Origin of the sequence: Micromonospora sp. NPDC005205 (assembly GCF_040608275.1) — a bacterium.
Classification (GTDB): Bacteria; Actinomycetota; Actinomycetes; order Mycobacteriales; family Micromonosporaceae; genus Micromonospora.
This window is the reverse complement of record NZ_JBEXHV010000010.1, coordinates 66,839-80,414: the sequence shown is the minus strand read 5'-3', so window position 1 is coordinate 80,414 and position 13,576 is coordinate 66,839. Positions and strand designations below refer to the sequence as shown.

Sequence of the window (13,576 nt, the reverse complement as noted above, 5' to 3'; positions counted from 1 at the left end):
CGCCGGTCAGCCGCTGCGGTCGATGGTGACCCGGGCGTCGTCGGCCAGCCGGTAACCCACGCCGTAGACGGTGGTGACCAGTGGGACGTCGACGCCGACCTTGCCGCGAAGCCGACGCACGTGCACGTCGACGGTGCGCACGCCGGCGTGCTCGTAGCCCCAGACAGCGTTGAGCAGTTGCAGGCGGGTGAACACCCGGCGCGGGTGGGCGACCAGGTGCAGCAGCAGGTCGAACTCCAGCCGGGTCAGCGGCAGCGGCTCCTCGTCGCGCAGCACCGAGCGCGACGAGGCGAGGATGTGCAGGGCGGGGATGGTCGGGCTGATCGGGCGGGCCGGCGACCGGTTGGCGGGCGCCTGGTCGGGGCGGCGTTCGGTCGGGACCGAGCCGATAATCACGCCTTCGCCCCGCTCCAGCATCTCGCGAGCGGCCTCCAACAGCCGGCGTGCCGCCGGGGTCAGCGACTCCTCACAGGCCAGCGGGATGGACAGCGTCACAGTGAGCACGGGCGCGGCGGTGTTCGCCGGGCGACGCTGGCCGCCGGGAGGTCGACCGGGCACCGCGGGTTGGGACGTATGCCATCCGGCACGCGACGAGGCGGGGCTGACCGACATGGTCCTCCTTGGGCTGGTCCGGGTATCTCCCCACGGCCCGGGACGCCGCTTCATCGATGCTTCCCGGCGCCTGGGCGAGGGTCAAGAGGCGGCTGCGTTGCATGAATGTGACAATTGACGAACGCATCGGAGCCGGATGCTCGCTCTGCGTACGAGTCCTGATGATTACAGCAGAGTCGTCGACATGCCCCGTTACGGGGGTCCCCGACCGGTTCACCAGGCGGTCACATCGCCTCTGGACCAGGGCTCAGCTGCTGTGATCCACGCTGATCAGGGCCTCGTCGGCCAGCCGGTAGCCGACGCCGTAGACGGTGGTGACCACCTCCGAGCCGGCCAGCTTGGCGCGCAGCCGGCGGACGTGCACGTCCACCGTCCGGGCCACCGCGTGCTCGTAGCCCCAGACGCTGGAGAGCAGTTGCAGGCGGGTGAACACCCGGCGGGGCCGCTCGGCCAGGAACAGCAGCAGCTCGTACTCGATGCGGGTCAACGCGATGGCCCGGTCACCCTGGCGGACCATCCGCGAGCCGGCCAGGATGCGGACGTGATCCGGCGCGGCGGGGCGCGGGGCCGGTCGCGGCCCCGACGCGGGCTCCTCCACGGCACGCAGTTGACCCTCCCCCGATTCGGCCAGCTCGCCGAGCAGTTGCACGAGCCGGGCCAGCCGGGGGCTCAGCGGCCCGGGGACGAGGTCGAGGGTGATGGTCAGGGTCGGGCTGGTGCGCGGACGGGCCGACGGGCGCACGCCGGGGTGACGGCGCGTGGGGATGGCGACGACGGACATGGTGCCTCCTGAGTGGCGGTACGCGCGCCACGCCGGGTGTGGCGTGACGGTCAGCGGCGCGCCCACCCGGCGTTGACCGGGGACGCGAGGGGTGAAGGGTGGTGCAGTGGGGTCGGGCCGAGGGCCGGTAGGCCGGCGATGCGCCAGGCCGCGAACCCACCGACCACATCGGTGGCCCGGTGCAGGCCGACGTCCTGCAACGCGGCGGCGGCGAGCGACGAGGTGTAGCCCTCCTGACAGACGATCACCACCGGCACGTCGTAGTCGACGGCCTGCGGCAGCCGGGCCGCGCAGCGTGGGTCGAAGCGCCACTCCAGCACGTTGCGTTCGACGATGAGAGAGCCCGGCACCACGCCGTGCGCGGCCCGCTGCGCCGCCGGGCGGATGTCGACGAGCAGCGCTCCGCTCCGGTACGCGAGGTGCGCCCGCTCCGGGTCCAGCCGGCGCAGCCGGGCCCGCGCGGCGGCCAGGATCTCGTCGATGCCCCGGGAGCCCGGTGGCGGCGGCACGGGGGCGGGACAGTGCTCGGCGGTTGTCTGCATTCTCGGATTCCTTCCGGTGACAGGGGGGTTCTCGGGGCGCGCGACTACCAGGACCGACCGGCCTCGGCGACCTCGGCGACCCGCAGCCGCCCGTCGAGGAGGTGATAGCGGGTCATCCGCAGCAGCGCCGGCCGGTAGACGTGCACGCTGACCGCCGGTTCGACGCCCCGGTTGGTCACCTGGTGCACGTGCCGGGGGCCGAAGCGGCGGCCCGCACCTGCCGGCAACAGTCGGGGGCGCAGTCGGCCGGCGCTGACCGTCTCCTCGGTGAGCACGCCGCTGACCACCCGGAACGCTCCGGAGGAGCCGCCGTGGTCGTGCAGGTCGGTGCCCTGCCCGGGCAGCCAGCTCAGCGCCCACACCTCGTGTTCGTCGCCGGCGGCGAGGCGGGCGTACCAGCGCTCGGCTGGATCGAAGCGCAGCGCGACCGGCCAGCCGGCCGGGTCGGCCCACCCGGCGGCAACGGTGAGCAGGTCGGGCTCCGGACGGTGGTGCGTCATGGCGGTTCCTCGCGGGTCGTTCGGCGGGGTGCTCTCGTACTCTAGACGGCAAAGCCTATAGGTATAGTAGGTAATTCCGTCTGATGGGACGCAGGTCATCCGCTCGGGTGAATCAGCGCAGCACCGGCGGGTCCGTGCGGTAGCCCGGCAACGAGGGCCAGCGCACTGTCAACACCACCGACGCGCGCTCGGCGAACCAGGAATGGTCCACCCCACGGGCCCACACCACGTAGTCGCCCGGAGCGGCCAGCCGTACCGTCCGGTCCGGCAGCTCCACCCGGAAACACCCCTCGATGAGTACGAGCAGAGTGGTGCGCACCTCGCCGGTCGCCCACCGCGCCCGGGCCTGCCCGGGCGGATGCACACCCCACTTCACCTCGACGTCGGTGCTGTGCCGGATCTCCCCCGGCGGCGCGAAGTGCCCGAGCAACCAACCAGCGTTGGTGGCGCCGTCGACGCCCGCGTTGCCCACGTACACCGTCTCACCCATCGGACCCCTCACCCTGCGCGCCGGCCGAGCAACCTATCAGGACCGGTGTGGCTAACCTGGACCGGTGACCGAGAACCTCGACGCCGAGACGCTGGCGTTCGCGCACCGGATGTTCGACCTGGCCCGCGCTGGCGCCACCGACGAACTGGCGGCGCAGATCGACGCCGGCCTGCCGGTCAACCTCACCAACGACAAGGGCGACACGCTGCTCATCCTGGCCGCGTACCACTCCCACCCGGACACGGTGGCCGCCCTGCTCAGCCGCGGCGCCGACCACACCCGAGCCAACGACCGAGGTCAGACCGCGTTGGCAGCGGCGGTCTTCCGCAGCAGCGCCGAAGCGGTCCGCGCACTCCTCGCCGCCGGCGCGGATCCGGCACACGGCAACCCGTCGGCCATCGAGACGGCGCGCTTCTTCGACCTGCCGGAGATGACAGAGCTGCTGCGCGTCGGCTGACACCGGCACGGCCGGCCGGTATACAGGGTCGGTGGAAGATCCCCTGCCGGAGCAGATGCGGACGGCCGCGACCGCGCTGCTGACCGCGCTCGACCCCGCCGCCCGCGAGAGCGCCGTGCACTCGTTCGACGACGAGGCGGCCCGACGCTGGCTGGAATACCGGCCCCGACCCCGACCGGGCGTCTGCCTCGGCGAACTCGACGTCACCGCCCGCAAGGCCGCGCACCGGTTGCTGGCCACCGCGCTCAGCCCCTCGGCGTACGCACAGGCGATGGCGATCATCTCGCTGGAGGAGGTGCTGGACCGGGCCGAGGGCTGGCAGCGCGGGCGGCACAGCGCCGACTACTGGGTGGCCGTGTTCGGTGACCCCGCACGCGACGACCGTTGGGCGTGGCGACTCGAAGGGCACCACCTGTCGGTGAACATGACAGTGGTGGACGGTCAGGTCTCCCCCGCGCCGATCTTCTTCGGCGCCAACCCGGCCGCGGTCCGCTACGCCGGCCGGCCGGTCTCCCGCCCACTCGGTGTCGAAGAGGACCTGGCCCGCGCCCTGCTCGACGCGCTGGGCCCCGCCGAGCGGGCCGCCGCGATCATCGCCGACGAGGCGCCGGCGGACATCATCAGCGCCACCCGCGGGCGGGTCGACGCGCCGCTGGAGCCCCTCGGCGTACCGGCACAGCGGCTGGGACCGACCGGCCGCGCCCTGCTCGACCAGGTGGTCGCCCTCTACCTCGACCGGTTGCCGCCTGAGCTGGCCATCCGGGAAGCGACCCGACTGGACTCCGGTCCGTTGCACTTCGCCTGGGCCGGCCCGACCCACCCCGGGCGGCGGCACTACTACCGGGTGCAGGGTGACGACCTGCTGATCGAGTACGACAACACCACAGCGGACGGCAACCACGCGCACACCGTGCTGCGCCGTCCCGCCAGCGACTTCGGCGCCGACGTCCTGGCAACCCACCACCAAACCCACCCCCACTAACCCCACCCGGCCCTCGCCCCGCCCCGCCCCGCCTCGCCCCGCCCCGCCCGGCCCCGCCCTCGTCGATCTTGCAGTTTCGGTGGTCGGATTGCCCTTCTGGACGGCTTTTGCCGGGACAGAAAGTGCAAGATCGACGCGTGCGGGGGGTGGGGGGGTGCGGGGTGGGGTGGTTCAGGGGTGGGTGGCCTCGATGAGGAAGCGTTGGGCGTGGGCGACGAAAGGGCCCTCTTCGGCGATGCGGTGGTGGAGGTCGCGCAGAGGTGCGCGGTAGCGGTCGACAGTGAACCCGGGCACGGTCCAGATCACCTTGCGCAGGAACCAGACCACCGCGCCGATGTCGGCGAACGTCGCCCGCAGCGTGGCCCACCGCAGGTCGACCACCCGCAGGCCAGCGGCCTCGGCGGCGGCGACCGCGTGTTCGGGGTGCCGCTGGGTCGGCGGTGGCAACGGCCCGAGGATCGCCTCACTCAGCTCCCGCATGGTGCCGGCGCCGATCTGCTGGGACAGGAACGTCCCTCCGGGCCGCAGCACCCGTGCCGTCTGAACCCAGTCGGTACGCACCGGATGCCGGCTGACCACCAGGTCGAACGAGGCGTCGCGAAACGGCAGCGGCCCGTCCGGGGCGACCGCGACCACCGTCGCGCCGACCCGACGCAGGGTCCGGCGGGCGACCTCAACGTTCGGCGGCCACGCCTCGGTCGCCGTCAGCAATTTTGGGGGACGCGGCACTTCGGCGAGCACCTCCCCGCCGCCGGTGTCCACGTCCAGCGCCGCGTCGGCCCGCGCCATCCGGTCGGCGACCAGCCGGGCGTACCCCCAGGGTGGACGCTCCTCGGTGGCCCGGCCGGCCAGCCAGTCGAAGCCCCAACCATCGACGGGCGCGGCGGCTGCCTCTGCGATCAAGTCCTCGGCGTCACGCTCAGCGGTCATGGCGGTCAGCCTCGCGGCCGGTCACCCGGCCGGCAACCCAATTGCCGCCGCCAGGCCGAGGGTGCCCGTGAGCCTCTGCTCCTCACGCGCGGACTGGAGGATCCGAGCGCCTTCGGGGCCCGTGTCGTGCGGCTCGGCCAGGTCCGCCCGGGGGAAGGCCCGCGAGCTGGCGAGGCGCGGTGTAAGCGGCGCCGTGCGGTGCCCAGGTGGCAGGCGCGAGATCTTCGGGAGCGAAGGTGTCAGCGGATCGTGGGCCGACCAGCCGTACGGATGCCGGCGAGCGCGTCCAGGCCGCCGGTCTCGGTACGTCCGCTGTCGAACTGACGCATCAGCCGTGCGCCCAGGTGCACGCCGACCGCGCCGACGGCCAACGCGACCAGCTCGGTGGCCAGGATCGTGACCGACGCGCCGCGTTGCGGGGAGTGTGACCGGACCAGGCAGGTGAGCAGGAACATGGCTGCCATCAGCGCGTTCACCAGGTTGAAGGCGACAGCGGTGCGGCGGGTACGGTCGCCCGGCACGTCCCACAGGTCGACCATGCCGGCCACGGCGGTCAGGGCGGCGGCGACGAGCGCGGCGACGCCAGTCCAGTAGCCGACCTCGCCGAGGAACGTGGGCCCGCCGACGACGTCGGTGAGGTCGAAAACGGTGGCGCTGACGAAGAGCCCGAGCGGGAACGTCACGAGCATTGGTTGGATCGGGTGCCCCTGCACCCGCAGCCGGCTCTGCATCGGTCCTCCCCCGGGTCGGCGCAGCTCACCTGACCAGAGTGCTACCCGAGGGCGGTCGCGACGAAACGATGCCGCCCGACTCGCCGGCAGCAGAAAGAACGGGCACCGAAGCCGCAGCGTGACCAGCGCTGATCAACTCGGGTTCCCGGAAGTCGGGGCGTCCGCGCGACTGTGACACCGCGGGTTCAAGGACTTCGCGTCGATCACGGGCGGCGCCACGGTGGAGATGCCGGCCGGGGTCAGTTGTCGCGTTGGCGGGAGACCGTCCGGACCAGGCGCTCGGCCACCTCGCGCAGCGGGATGTCGAGCGACGAGGCGGCGGTCCGCAGCACGTCGAGGGCCTCGGCCGGAGGGCACCCGCGCTGCGTCATGATGACGCCGACGGCCTGGCCCACCACCCCGTCGTGCAGGAGTGAGGCGTCCCGAACACCTGCGAGGGTGAGCTGTCGGTTGCGGTCACGGACGGCGGCGAGCAGCAGACCGGCGTGTTCGGCGAGCAGCATCGCGGTCAACTGGTGTTGCGGGGTCAGCAGGTCCGGCGCGGCGGCGTACAGGTTGATCGCCCCGATGACCTGGTCGTCGATGTCGACCGGTGCGGAGATCACCCCGCGTACGCCGAGGTCGCGGGCGTGCGCCGTCCAGGCCGGCCAGCGGGGCTCACCGGTCAGGTCGGCGGCGAGGATCATCTCGCGGAGGTGGATCGCGCTCATCGCCGGCGTGTCCGGCCCGTGTCGCAGGTCGTCCAGCCCGGCCAGCCCCTCGTCGGAGGCGGCCACCCCGGCCGGCTCGCCGGCCCGCAGGGCGGTGAACCCGCACCAGCGCACCCCGGCGACGGCGTCCCGCGTGACGCGGACCAGGGCCAGCAGCGCCTCATCAAAGTCGGTCAGGGCGATCAGCCCGGCAGTCAGCTCCCGCAACAGTGCGGCTGCTTCGAGCACACCAAGGGTGTGCACCACCGGTTCCCGCGTGTCGAGGTTCACCGGTTCGCAGCCTCCGTGCCGTCTCGCGCCTGACCGGTACGCTTCGTCACCTGTGTCATCGTCTGCTCTCTCCCGACTCGACCGACCAGCCCTACTACCCTGGGAAACCTGGGTCGAAACGGCGTAAATCGGGGCCCCGGTCGCGCGCGGAAGCGCGGCCGGGGCCCCGAGCGTCGAAACGTCAGCGCGAGCCGCCGCCGAGCCGCCGCCCGATCGACGCGATCAGACGGTCGAGCTCGGACCCGAACGGGTTGTCGTGCACCAGGTACGTCCAGGTCGCGGTGGGCCGGACCAGGGTGCCGTCGTCGGCCTGCCAGTCCTCATCGAATTCGGTCTCGGTGAAGGTGGCGATGGTGCGGGCCTCGATCTCCGGGATCAGGTCGTTGAACGCCGGTACCGCAGCCCGGTGGAACTCGTCCAGCGGGTCGAGCCGGCCCAGTGCGCGCAGGTGCACGCCCTCGCGGACCTCGGACAGCTCGGCCAGGTGCTCGGCCCAGAGACGGTCCAGGTGGTAGAGCGCGATCGACCGGGCGGCACGGGCGAGCAGGTCCTCGTCCATCTCGCCGGCCTTCTCGGGCTCCTTCTCCAGCAGCATCACCGCGGCCACGTCGCTGGTCAGCAGCCGCTCCCGGCGCGCGGCAAGGGCCTTGCGCTGCTGCTCGATCACCACGCTGTAGCGCCAGGTGTTGCGGTGGATCTCGTGGTTGACGCCCTCGGCGACCCGCTGGGCGTGCTCCACCGCGTAGTCGACCTGCTCGTCGGTCACCAGACCGTCGGCGTTCATCCGCGGTGACGCCGGCACCGAGTCGGCGGCGTGCCGGACGACGAGGTCGTCCTCCAGGCTGACGAAGAAGACCGAGCCACCCGGGTCGCCCTGCCGGCCGGCCCGACCACGCAACTGGTCGTCCACCCGGCGGCTGTCGTGCCGGCCGCTGCCGATCACGTAGAGCCCGCCCAGCTCGGCGACCCGCTCCTGGTCGGTCTGGTCGCTGCCGCCGAGGCGGATGTCGACGCCACGGCCGGCCATCTGGGTGGAGACGGTGACCGCGCCGTACGCGCCGGCCTCGGCGATGATCGTGGCCTCTTCGTCGTCGTTCTTGGCGTTCAGCACGACGCACGGCACCCCGGCGGCGTTCAGCCCGGCGGCGAGCCCCTCGGACTCCTTGACGTCCAGGGTGCCGATCAGCACCGGCCGCCCCTTGGCGTGCGCGCGCTGGATCTCGTCGACGAGCGCCTCGTCCTTCTCCGCCCGGGTGGCGTAGATGCGGTCCGGCTCGTCCTCGCGGATGCACGGGGTGTTCGGCGGGATCACCGCGACCTCGAGGCTGAAGAACTCCCGCAGTTGGTCGCCGACGAGCACCGCGGTGGCGGTCATCCCGCACACCTTCGGGTAGAGCGCGATGTACGCCTGCATGGCGATGGTGCCGAGCACCTCGCCCTCGGCGGTGGCGTCCAGCCCCTCCTTGGCCTCGACAGCGGCCTGGAGACCGTCCGGCCAGCGGCGGCGCTGGGCCACCCGGCCGCGCATCTCGTCGACCAGCTCGACGGAGCCGTCCCGGACGATGTAGTCCACGTCACGGTGCAGCAGGGCGTGCGCGTGCAGCGCCACGTTGACCGCGGAGAGCTGCTCGACGTGCTCCTCGTCGTACAGGTCGATGCCGAGCTTGGCCTCCATGGCGGCCAGGCCGGCGGAGGTGAACGCCACGCTGCGCCCGTCCTCAGCGACCGTGTAGTGCTTGTCCTTGCGCAGGCCACGGACGAGCGCGGCGGCGGCGTGCACCGGGTCCTGCTCGCCCGGCACCGCGCCGGCCAGGACCATCGGCACCCGGGCCTCGTCGATCATGATCGAGTCGGCTTCGTCGACGATGGCGGTGGTCAGCGCGGGCTGCACCCGGTCTGCCACGTCGGTGACCAGCTGGTCGCGCAGGTAGTCGAAGCCCGCCTCGCTGACCGAGACGTAGGTGACGTCGCAGGCGTACGCGTCACGCCGCTCCTGCGGGGTGGAGGCCTCGTTGACCCAGCCGACGGTGAGGCCGAGCAGGGTGTAGACCGGCTCCATCCACTGGGCGTCGCGGCGGGCCAGATAGTCGTTGATGGTGAGCACGTGCACCGGGCCGTTGCCGAGCCGGACGTGCCCGTACGCGGCGATCGTCGCGGTCAGTGTCTTGCCCTCACCGGTGGCCATCTCGGCGACCTTGCCGGAGAGCAGCGACATCGCGCCGAGCAGCTGCACGTCGTACGGCCGCTGGTCGAGGCCGCGGCGGGCGGCCTCACGGCCGACGGCGCAGATCTCCTCGTAACCGGCGGCGGCACCCGCTGCCGCCGTCAGCTCGGCGTCGTCGAGCGCGGTGAGCTCAGCCTCGCGCGCCTCGATCGCCGGCAGCAGTTTCTCCAGCGGAGCAAGATCCACGGTCGAGCCGGGGCGCTGGAGGAACCGCCGGAACTTGCTCTTGAACCGTTGCGACACACCCATGAGCGGCAACGGTACGCGATTCTGGCCGGCGTGCGCGGCCCGGTCGCCCGGCAAGTTCGCCGCGGCCGGGCGTCGGTCACCCGACCAGCAGTTGGTGACTGGCGAGTTCCCGGTACAGCGGGTCGGTGGCGGTCAGTTCGGCGTGGGTGCCCACTGCCACGACCCGGCCGCCGTCGAGGACGACGATCTGGTCGGCGTCGACCACGGTGGCGAGCCGGTGCGCCACGATCAACAGGGTCCGGCGGACGGCCACGGCGTCGATGGCGCGGCGCAGCGCGACCTCGTTGCGGGAGTCGAGGTTGCTGGTCGGCTCGTCGAGCAGCAGCACCGGCGGGCCGGCGAGCAGCGCGCGGGCGATGGCCAGCCGCTGCCGCTCACCTCCGGAGAGCAGCACTCCGCCCTCGCCCACCTGCACGTCGAGGCCGAGCGGGGTGCGCTGCGTCAGGTGGCCCAGGTTGACCTCGTCCAGGACGTCGCGCAACCGGTCGTCGCTGGCGTCCGGTGTGGTGATCAGAAGGTTCTCCCGCAGCGTGCCGGCCAGCACCGGAGCCTCCTGCTCGACGTAGCCGAGTCGGGCCCGCAGCGCGTCGCGGGGCAGGTCCCGTACGTCGGTGCCGTCGAGGCGGACCGCGCCGGCGCTCACCTCGTAGAAGCGCTCGACCAGGGCCAGCAGTGTGGACTTGCCGGCGCCGGACGGACCGACCAGGGCGGTCCGGGTGCCGGCGGCGACGGCGAAGCTGACCTCGTGCAGCACCGGCTCGCCGCCCGGGTAGCCGAAGCCGACCCGGTCGAACTCGATCATCGGGGTCGGGCGGCGCGGGGTCGCCGTCGCGCTGCCGGGCGCCGGCCGGTCGTCCGCGCCCTCCGCGGGGACGGCAAGGATCTCCTCGATCCGCTGGAGAGCGCCCAGGCCGGACTGCAACTGGGTGTACGCCCGCAGCACCTGCCCCAACGGCAGCGCCAGCAGGAACAGGTACATGACGAACGCGACCAGGTCACCGACCGAGATCGCCCCGGCCGCGACCCGCGCCCCGCCGATGCCGAGCACCAGCAGGAACGCGCCCTGCACGGTGACCGAGCCGATCGGGCCGACCACAGCCTGCACCCGGGCCACCCGCAGCCCCGCCGCGTACGCCTCGCGCGCGCTGCCGGTGACGGTCTGCGTCTCCCGGGTCTCGGCGCGGCTGGCCCGGATGGTCCGGGCCGCCGAGATGGCCCGCTCCACCGCCGAGGTCATCTCGCCGATCCGCTCCTGGGCGAGCCGGGCAAGCGCCCGGACCCGGCGGGCGAAGGTGGCGGCGAAGATCAGCCCCAGCGCCACCCCGAGCAGGGTGACGCCGAACAGCAGCGGGTCGAGCAGCACCATTGCCGTGCCGGCGCCGACCACCGTCACCGCCCCGGTGACCGTCTCGAACAGCCCGGAGGTGACGACGGCGCGCAGCAGTGTGGTGTCCGAGCCGACCCGGGAGAGCAGGTCGCCAGTGCGGCGGCGGTCGTACTCGGCGATGGGCAGCCGCAGCAGGTGGCCGGCGAGCCGGCGCCGGGTGCCCAGCACCACTCCTTCGGCGGTGCGTTGCAGCAGGTAGTCCCGCAGCCCGCCGATCGCCGCGCCGAGCACCACGAGGGCCACCAGCACCGCCACCAGCCGGGACACGCCCTGCTCGGCGCCGATCCGCTCGAGCACCGACCGGGTGAGCAGCGGCTGCGCCAGCGACGCCGCCGAGCCGATCAGCGACAGCGCGCCCACCACCACCAGGGTGCCGCGGTGCTCCCGCAGGTACGGCAGCAACGCGGCCAGGCCGACCGACCGGCCCACGGGGCTGCCGTCGGCCGGCCGGTCGGTCGAGGTGTCGCCGGGAACCGGCCGTTCCTGCACGGTGCTCATGTCGCGAACGGTAGCCGCCCCCGGCACGCGGCGACGGCGGGTCAGGCGGCGAGGACCACCTGAAGCTCCTGGCGGCGACGGGCGGCCAGGTCGGTGAGGAGGGCGGGCGCCTCGTCGAACGGCACCACCGCCGAGACGAGGTGCTTACGGATCGCGTCGCCGTACGTCCGGAGCAGGTCAACGGTCTCGGCGGAGAGCCGTTCGCGGTCCCAGGTGGGCGCGAGCCCGCGAGGCACCCGGCCGATCTGGGCGCAGCGCAGCGACAGCCCGTTGTGGTGGAACTCCTCACCGAGACGGACCGCGTCCGCGCCGCCCTGGTAGAAGGCGAGGTCGATGACGGTGCCCTGGGGCCGCAGCAGCCGCAGGGCGAGGTGCAGCGCCCACGCCTGCCCCCGGCACTGGAACACCACATCGGCACCCCGGTCGCCGGCGGCGTGCGCCCAACGGGTCTTGAGCACCACCGCCGGGTCGTCCGCGTCGGGGTCGAGGGTTTCCAGACCGAGCGCCTCGGCGACCTGGCGGCGGTGCGGGGTGGGGTCGAGCACCACCACCGACGCGGCGCCGTTGCGTCGGGCGAACAAGGCCGTCAGCAGCGCCACGACACCGGAGCCGACGACGGCGACCCGCCGGCCGCGTACCCCGTCGCCGAGCGCGCGGACGTCGGTGCCGTGCAGGTCGGCGGCGGCGTGCAGCAGACCGTTGGCGCAGATCGGGCCCATGTGCGCGACGTAGACGCCGAGCAGAGGGTCCAGGTCGTCGGGCAGCGCCACGAACCGTTCGGCGACCGGGTCGGCCAGCCAGCCGGTGCGGTGCCCGTACGTCATCGCGCCGACAGTGCCCACCGCGACGGCCGGCGTCTCGCTCTCCACCACCCGGCCGACCTGCATGTAGCCGAGTCGGGTCACCGGGTAGGGGGTGCTGGCCGCGCCCGGCTGGAACAGGCCCAGGTCGGGGTTCCAGGTGACGTTCAGGTAGGGGTTCGTGCCCTTGACGTAGCTCAGCTCCGTGCCGGCGGAGACACCGCTGAACAGCGTCTCGACCCGGAACGTGCCGGGGCGCAGCGGGGCGGCGTCCTGCTCGACCAGGTCGACCCGGCCGGGGCCGGTGACCACCACGACCTTGTCACGCATCGACTGACACCCCGGTGGTGAGCACTGCCGGCGCGGTCGCGGTGGCGAGCCGCACCGTGGTGCCGGTACGGGCCGAGTCGGCGACCGCGAGGGCCAGGCGCTGGGTGGCGAGGGCCTCGGCGTACGGCACGCGCACGTCGTCGCCGATGCCACGGACGGCGTCGACGAAGGCACGGTCCACCGCCACCCGGGCGGCTTCCGGGTCGGCGGGAACGTGTCGTTCGCCGTCGGCGTCGCGGATCGACAGCCCCTCCTCGGTGATCGCGAGGGCCAGCCCGTCGGCGAGGATCTCCAGGCCGGCACGGTGCTTCCAGCCGAGGACGCAGGCGGCGCTGAGCGTGCCGACCGCGCCGTCGGCGAAGCGCAGCGCGGCGGTGGTCACCGAGTCGATGTCGGCGCCGTCGACCGGCGGTGGGGTGCCGTTGCCGTACGCGGTGACCTCGGTGACCTCGCCAGCCAGCACGCGGATCAGGTCGAGCACGTGGGCGGCCTGCTCGACCACCGGCCCGCCGGAGCGGTCCCGCCGCGACCACCACGCCACCGGGGGCACCTTGTCCAGCCAGGCGCCGCTGACCATTCGCACCGGACGGTCGGCGAGCAGGTCGCGGGCCTGGTCGAGCACGCTCAGGTAGCGCCAGTGGTGGCCGACGGCGGTGCGCAGCCCCCGCCGCGCGACCAGGTCGGCGATCCGCTCGGCGGTGCTCAGGTCCACCGCGACGGGCTTCTCCACGAACATCGGCACCCCGGCCTCGATGACCGCCTCCTCGGCGGGACCGTGCGCGAACGGTGGCACGCAGACGTACACGGCGTCCAGACCGGTCGCCAGCAGCGCGGCGACGTCGGCGAAGGCCCGCCCGCCGTGCTGGGCGGCCAGCGCGGACGCCGCCTCCGGCGCCACGTCGGTGACCCCGACCAGCTCGACGTCGTCGAACCCGGCCAGCACCCGCGCATGACGCTGTGCCACGCCGCCGGCACCGACCAGCCCCACCCGACAGTTCCGCATCCCCACACCCCTTCGAAGACATTTCATCTGCGATGGGAGCAGTCCCCTGAGCTGTGCGCAATCAAACGTTCATCGCCCGG

Annotated in this window: 14 protein-coding genes; 2 read left to right on the top strand and 12 right to left on the bottom strand. The window is 73.1% G+C overall.

Features of this window, described 5'->3' with window-relative positions:
• Positions 1 to 6: 6 nt before the first annotated feature.
• The 5 genes from ABZU43_RS19420 to ABZU43_RS19400 form a co-directional block, all read right to left on the bottom strand.
• Positions 7 to 612 (bottom strand): winged helix-turn-helix domain-containing protein, encoded by a 606-nt coding sequence (locus ABZU43_RS19420; protein ID WP_355007887.1) that lies wholly within the window; start codon positions 610 to 612, stop codon positions 7 to 9.
• Between the two features lie 247 nt (positions 613 to 859).
• The gene (locus ABZU43_RS19415; RefSeq protein WP_355007886.1) at positions 860 to 1,393 is read right to left on the bottom strand and encodes a winged helix-turn-helix domain-containing protein; all 534 of its coding nucleotides are present in this window, start codon (positions 1,391 to 1,393) and stop codon (positions 860 to 862) included.
• A gap of 50 nt (positions 1,394 to 1,443) precedes the next feature.
• Complete coding sequence (locus ABZU43_RS19410) at positions 1,444 to 1,935, bottom strand: rhodanese-like domain-containing protein (protein ID WP_355007885.1); 492 nt, start codon at positions 1,933 to 1,935, stop codon at positions 1,444 to 1,446.
• Between the two features lie 44 nt (positions 1,936 to 1,979).
• On the bottom strand, positions 1,980 to 2,435 hold the full coding sequence (locus ABZU43_RS19405; protein WP_355007884.1) for a cysteine dioxygenase family protein: 456 nt from the start codon (positions 2,433 to 2,435) through the stop codon (positions 1,980 to 1,982).
• A 112-nt stretch (positions 2,436 to 2,547) separates the two neighbouring features.
• Positions 2,548 to 2,925 (bottom strand): signal peptidase I, encoded by a 378-nt coding sequence (locus ABZU43_RS19400; protein ID WP_355007883.1) that lies wholly within the window; start codon positions 2,923 to 2,925, stop codon positions 2,548 to 2,550.
• Between the two features lie 64 nt (positions 2,926 to 2,989).
• Here ABZU43_RS19400 and ABZU43_RS19395 point away from each other — a divergent pair, with 64 nt between their 5' ends.
• Positions 2,990 to 3,382, top strand: coding sequence for an ankyrin repeat domain-containing protein (locus ABZU43_RS19395; protein ID WP_355007882.1), 393 nt, complete (start codon positions 2,990 to 2,992; stop codon positions 3,380 to 3,382).
• Between the two features lie 31 nt (positions 3,383 to 3,413).
• Complete coding sequence (locus ABZU43_RS19390; RefSeq protein WP_355007881.1) at positions 3,414 to 4,364, top strand: DUF3500 domain-containing protein; 951 nt, start codon at positions 3,414 to 3,416, stop codon at positions 4,362 to 4,364.
• Positions 4,365 to 4,535: 171 nt separating this feature from the next.
• Here the strand turns inward: ABZU43_RS19390 and ABZU43_RS19385 are convergent, their stop codons facing one another.
• The 7 genes from ABZU43_RS19385 to ABZU43_RS19355 form a co-directional block, all read right to left on the bottom strand.
• Entirely contained in the window at positions 4,536 to 5,294 is a 759-nt protein-coding gene (locus ABZU43_RS19385; protein ID WP_355007880.1) for a class I SAM-dependent methyltransferase, read from the bottom strand.
• Positions 5,295 to 5,533: 239 nt separating this feature from the next.
• The gene (locus ABZU43_RS19380; protein WP_355007879.1) at positions 5,534 to 6,025 is read right to left on the bottom strand and encodes a DUF2231 domain-containing protein; all 492 of its coding nucleotides are present in this window, start codon (positions 6,023 to 6,025) and stop codon (positions 5,534 to 5,536) included.
• 239 nt (positions 6,026 to 6,264) lie between these two features.
• Positions 6,265 to 7,005 (bottom strand): GAF and ANTAR domain-containing protein, encoded by a 741-nt coding sequence (locus tag ABZU43_RS19375; protein ID WP_355007878.1) that lies wholly within the window; start codon positions 7,003 to 7,005, stop codon positions 6,265 to 6,267.
• Positions 7,006 to 7,186: 181 nt separating this feature from the next.
• The gene (gene secA2 / locus ABZU43_RS19370; RefSeq protein ID WP_355007877.1) at positions 7,187 to 9,478 is read right to left on the bottom strand and encodes an accessory Sec system translocase SecA2; all 2,292 of its coding nucleotides are present in this window, start codon (positions 9,476 to 9,478) and stop codon (positions 7,187 to 7,189) included.
• Between the two features lie 76 nt (positions 9,479 to 9,554).
• Complete coding sequence (locus ABZU43_RS19365) at positions 9,555 to 11,363, bottom strand: ABC transporter ATP-binding protein (protein WP_355007876.1); 1,809 nt, start codon at positions 11,361 to 11,363, stop codon at positions 9,555 to 9,557.
• A 41-nt stretch (positions 11,364 to 11,404) separates the two neighbouring features.
• Positions 11,405 to 12,493 carry a zinc-binding alcohol dehydrogenase gene (locus tag ABZU43_RS19360; protein WP_355007875.1) on the bottom strand — a complete coding sequence of 363 codons (1,089 nt, stop codon included), beginning with the start codon at positions 12,491 to 12,493 and terminating at the stop codon, positions 11,405 to 11,407.
• Positions 12,486 to 13,496, bottom strand: a complete 1,011-nt coding sequence (locus ABZU43_RS19355; protein WP_355007874.1) for a Gfo/Idh/MocA family oxidoreductase — start codon at positions 13,494 to 13,496, stop codon at positions 12,486 to 12,488. The genes ABZU43_RS19360 and ABZU43_RS19355 overlap by 8 nt, the downstream gene beginning before the upstream one ends.
• Between the last annotated feature and the right edge of the window lie 80 nt (positions 13,497 to 13,576).

Coding starts and splice junctions, on each gene's coding strand:
- ABZU43_RS19400 (WP_355007883.1), bottom strand. CDS start 2,925: ATGGGTGAGACGGTGTACGTGGGCAACGCGGGCGTCGACGGCGCCACC.
- ABZU43_RS19360 (WP_355007875.1), bottom strand. CDS start 12,493: ATGCGTGACAAGGTCGTGGTGGTCACCGGCCCCGGCCGGGTCGACCTG.
- ABZU43_RS19420 (WP_355007887.1), bottom strand. CDS start 612: ATGTCGGTCAGCCCCGCCTCGTCGCGTGCCGGATGGCATACGTCCCAA.
- secA2 (WP_355007877.1), bottom strand. CDS start 9,478: ATGGGTGTGTCGCAACGGTTCAAGAGCAAGTTCCGGCGGTTCCTCCAG.
- ABZU43_RS19415 (WP_355007886.1), bottom strand. CDS start 1,393: ATGTCCGTCGTCGCCATCCCCACGCGCCGTCACCCCGGCGTGCGCCCG.
- ABZU43_RS19365 (WP_355007876.1), bottom strand. CDS start 11,363: ATGAGCACCGTGCAGGAACGGCCGGTTCCCGGCGACACCTCGACCGAC.
- ABZU43_RS19380 (WP_355007879.1), bottom strand. CDS start 6,025: ATGCAGAGCCGGCTGCGGGTGCAGGGGCACCCGATCCAACCAATGCTC.
- ABZU43_RS19355 (WP_355007874.1), bottom strand. CDS start 13,496: ATGCGGAACTGTCGGGTGGGGCTGGTCGGTGCCGGCGGCGTGGCACAG.
- ABZU43_RS19410 (WP_355007885.1), bottom strand. CDS start 1,935: ATGCAGACAACCGCCGAGCACTGTCCCGCCCCCGTGCCGCCGCCACCG.
- ABZU43_RS19405 (WP_355007884.1), bottom strand. CDS start 2,435: ATGACGCACCACCGTCCGGAGCCCGACCTGCTCACCGTTGCCGCCGGG.
- ABZU43_RS19385 (WP_355007880.1), bottom strand. CDS start 5,294: ATGACCGCTGAGCGTGACGCCGAGGACTTGATCGCAGAGGCAGCCGCC.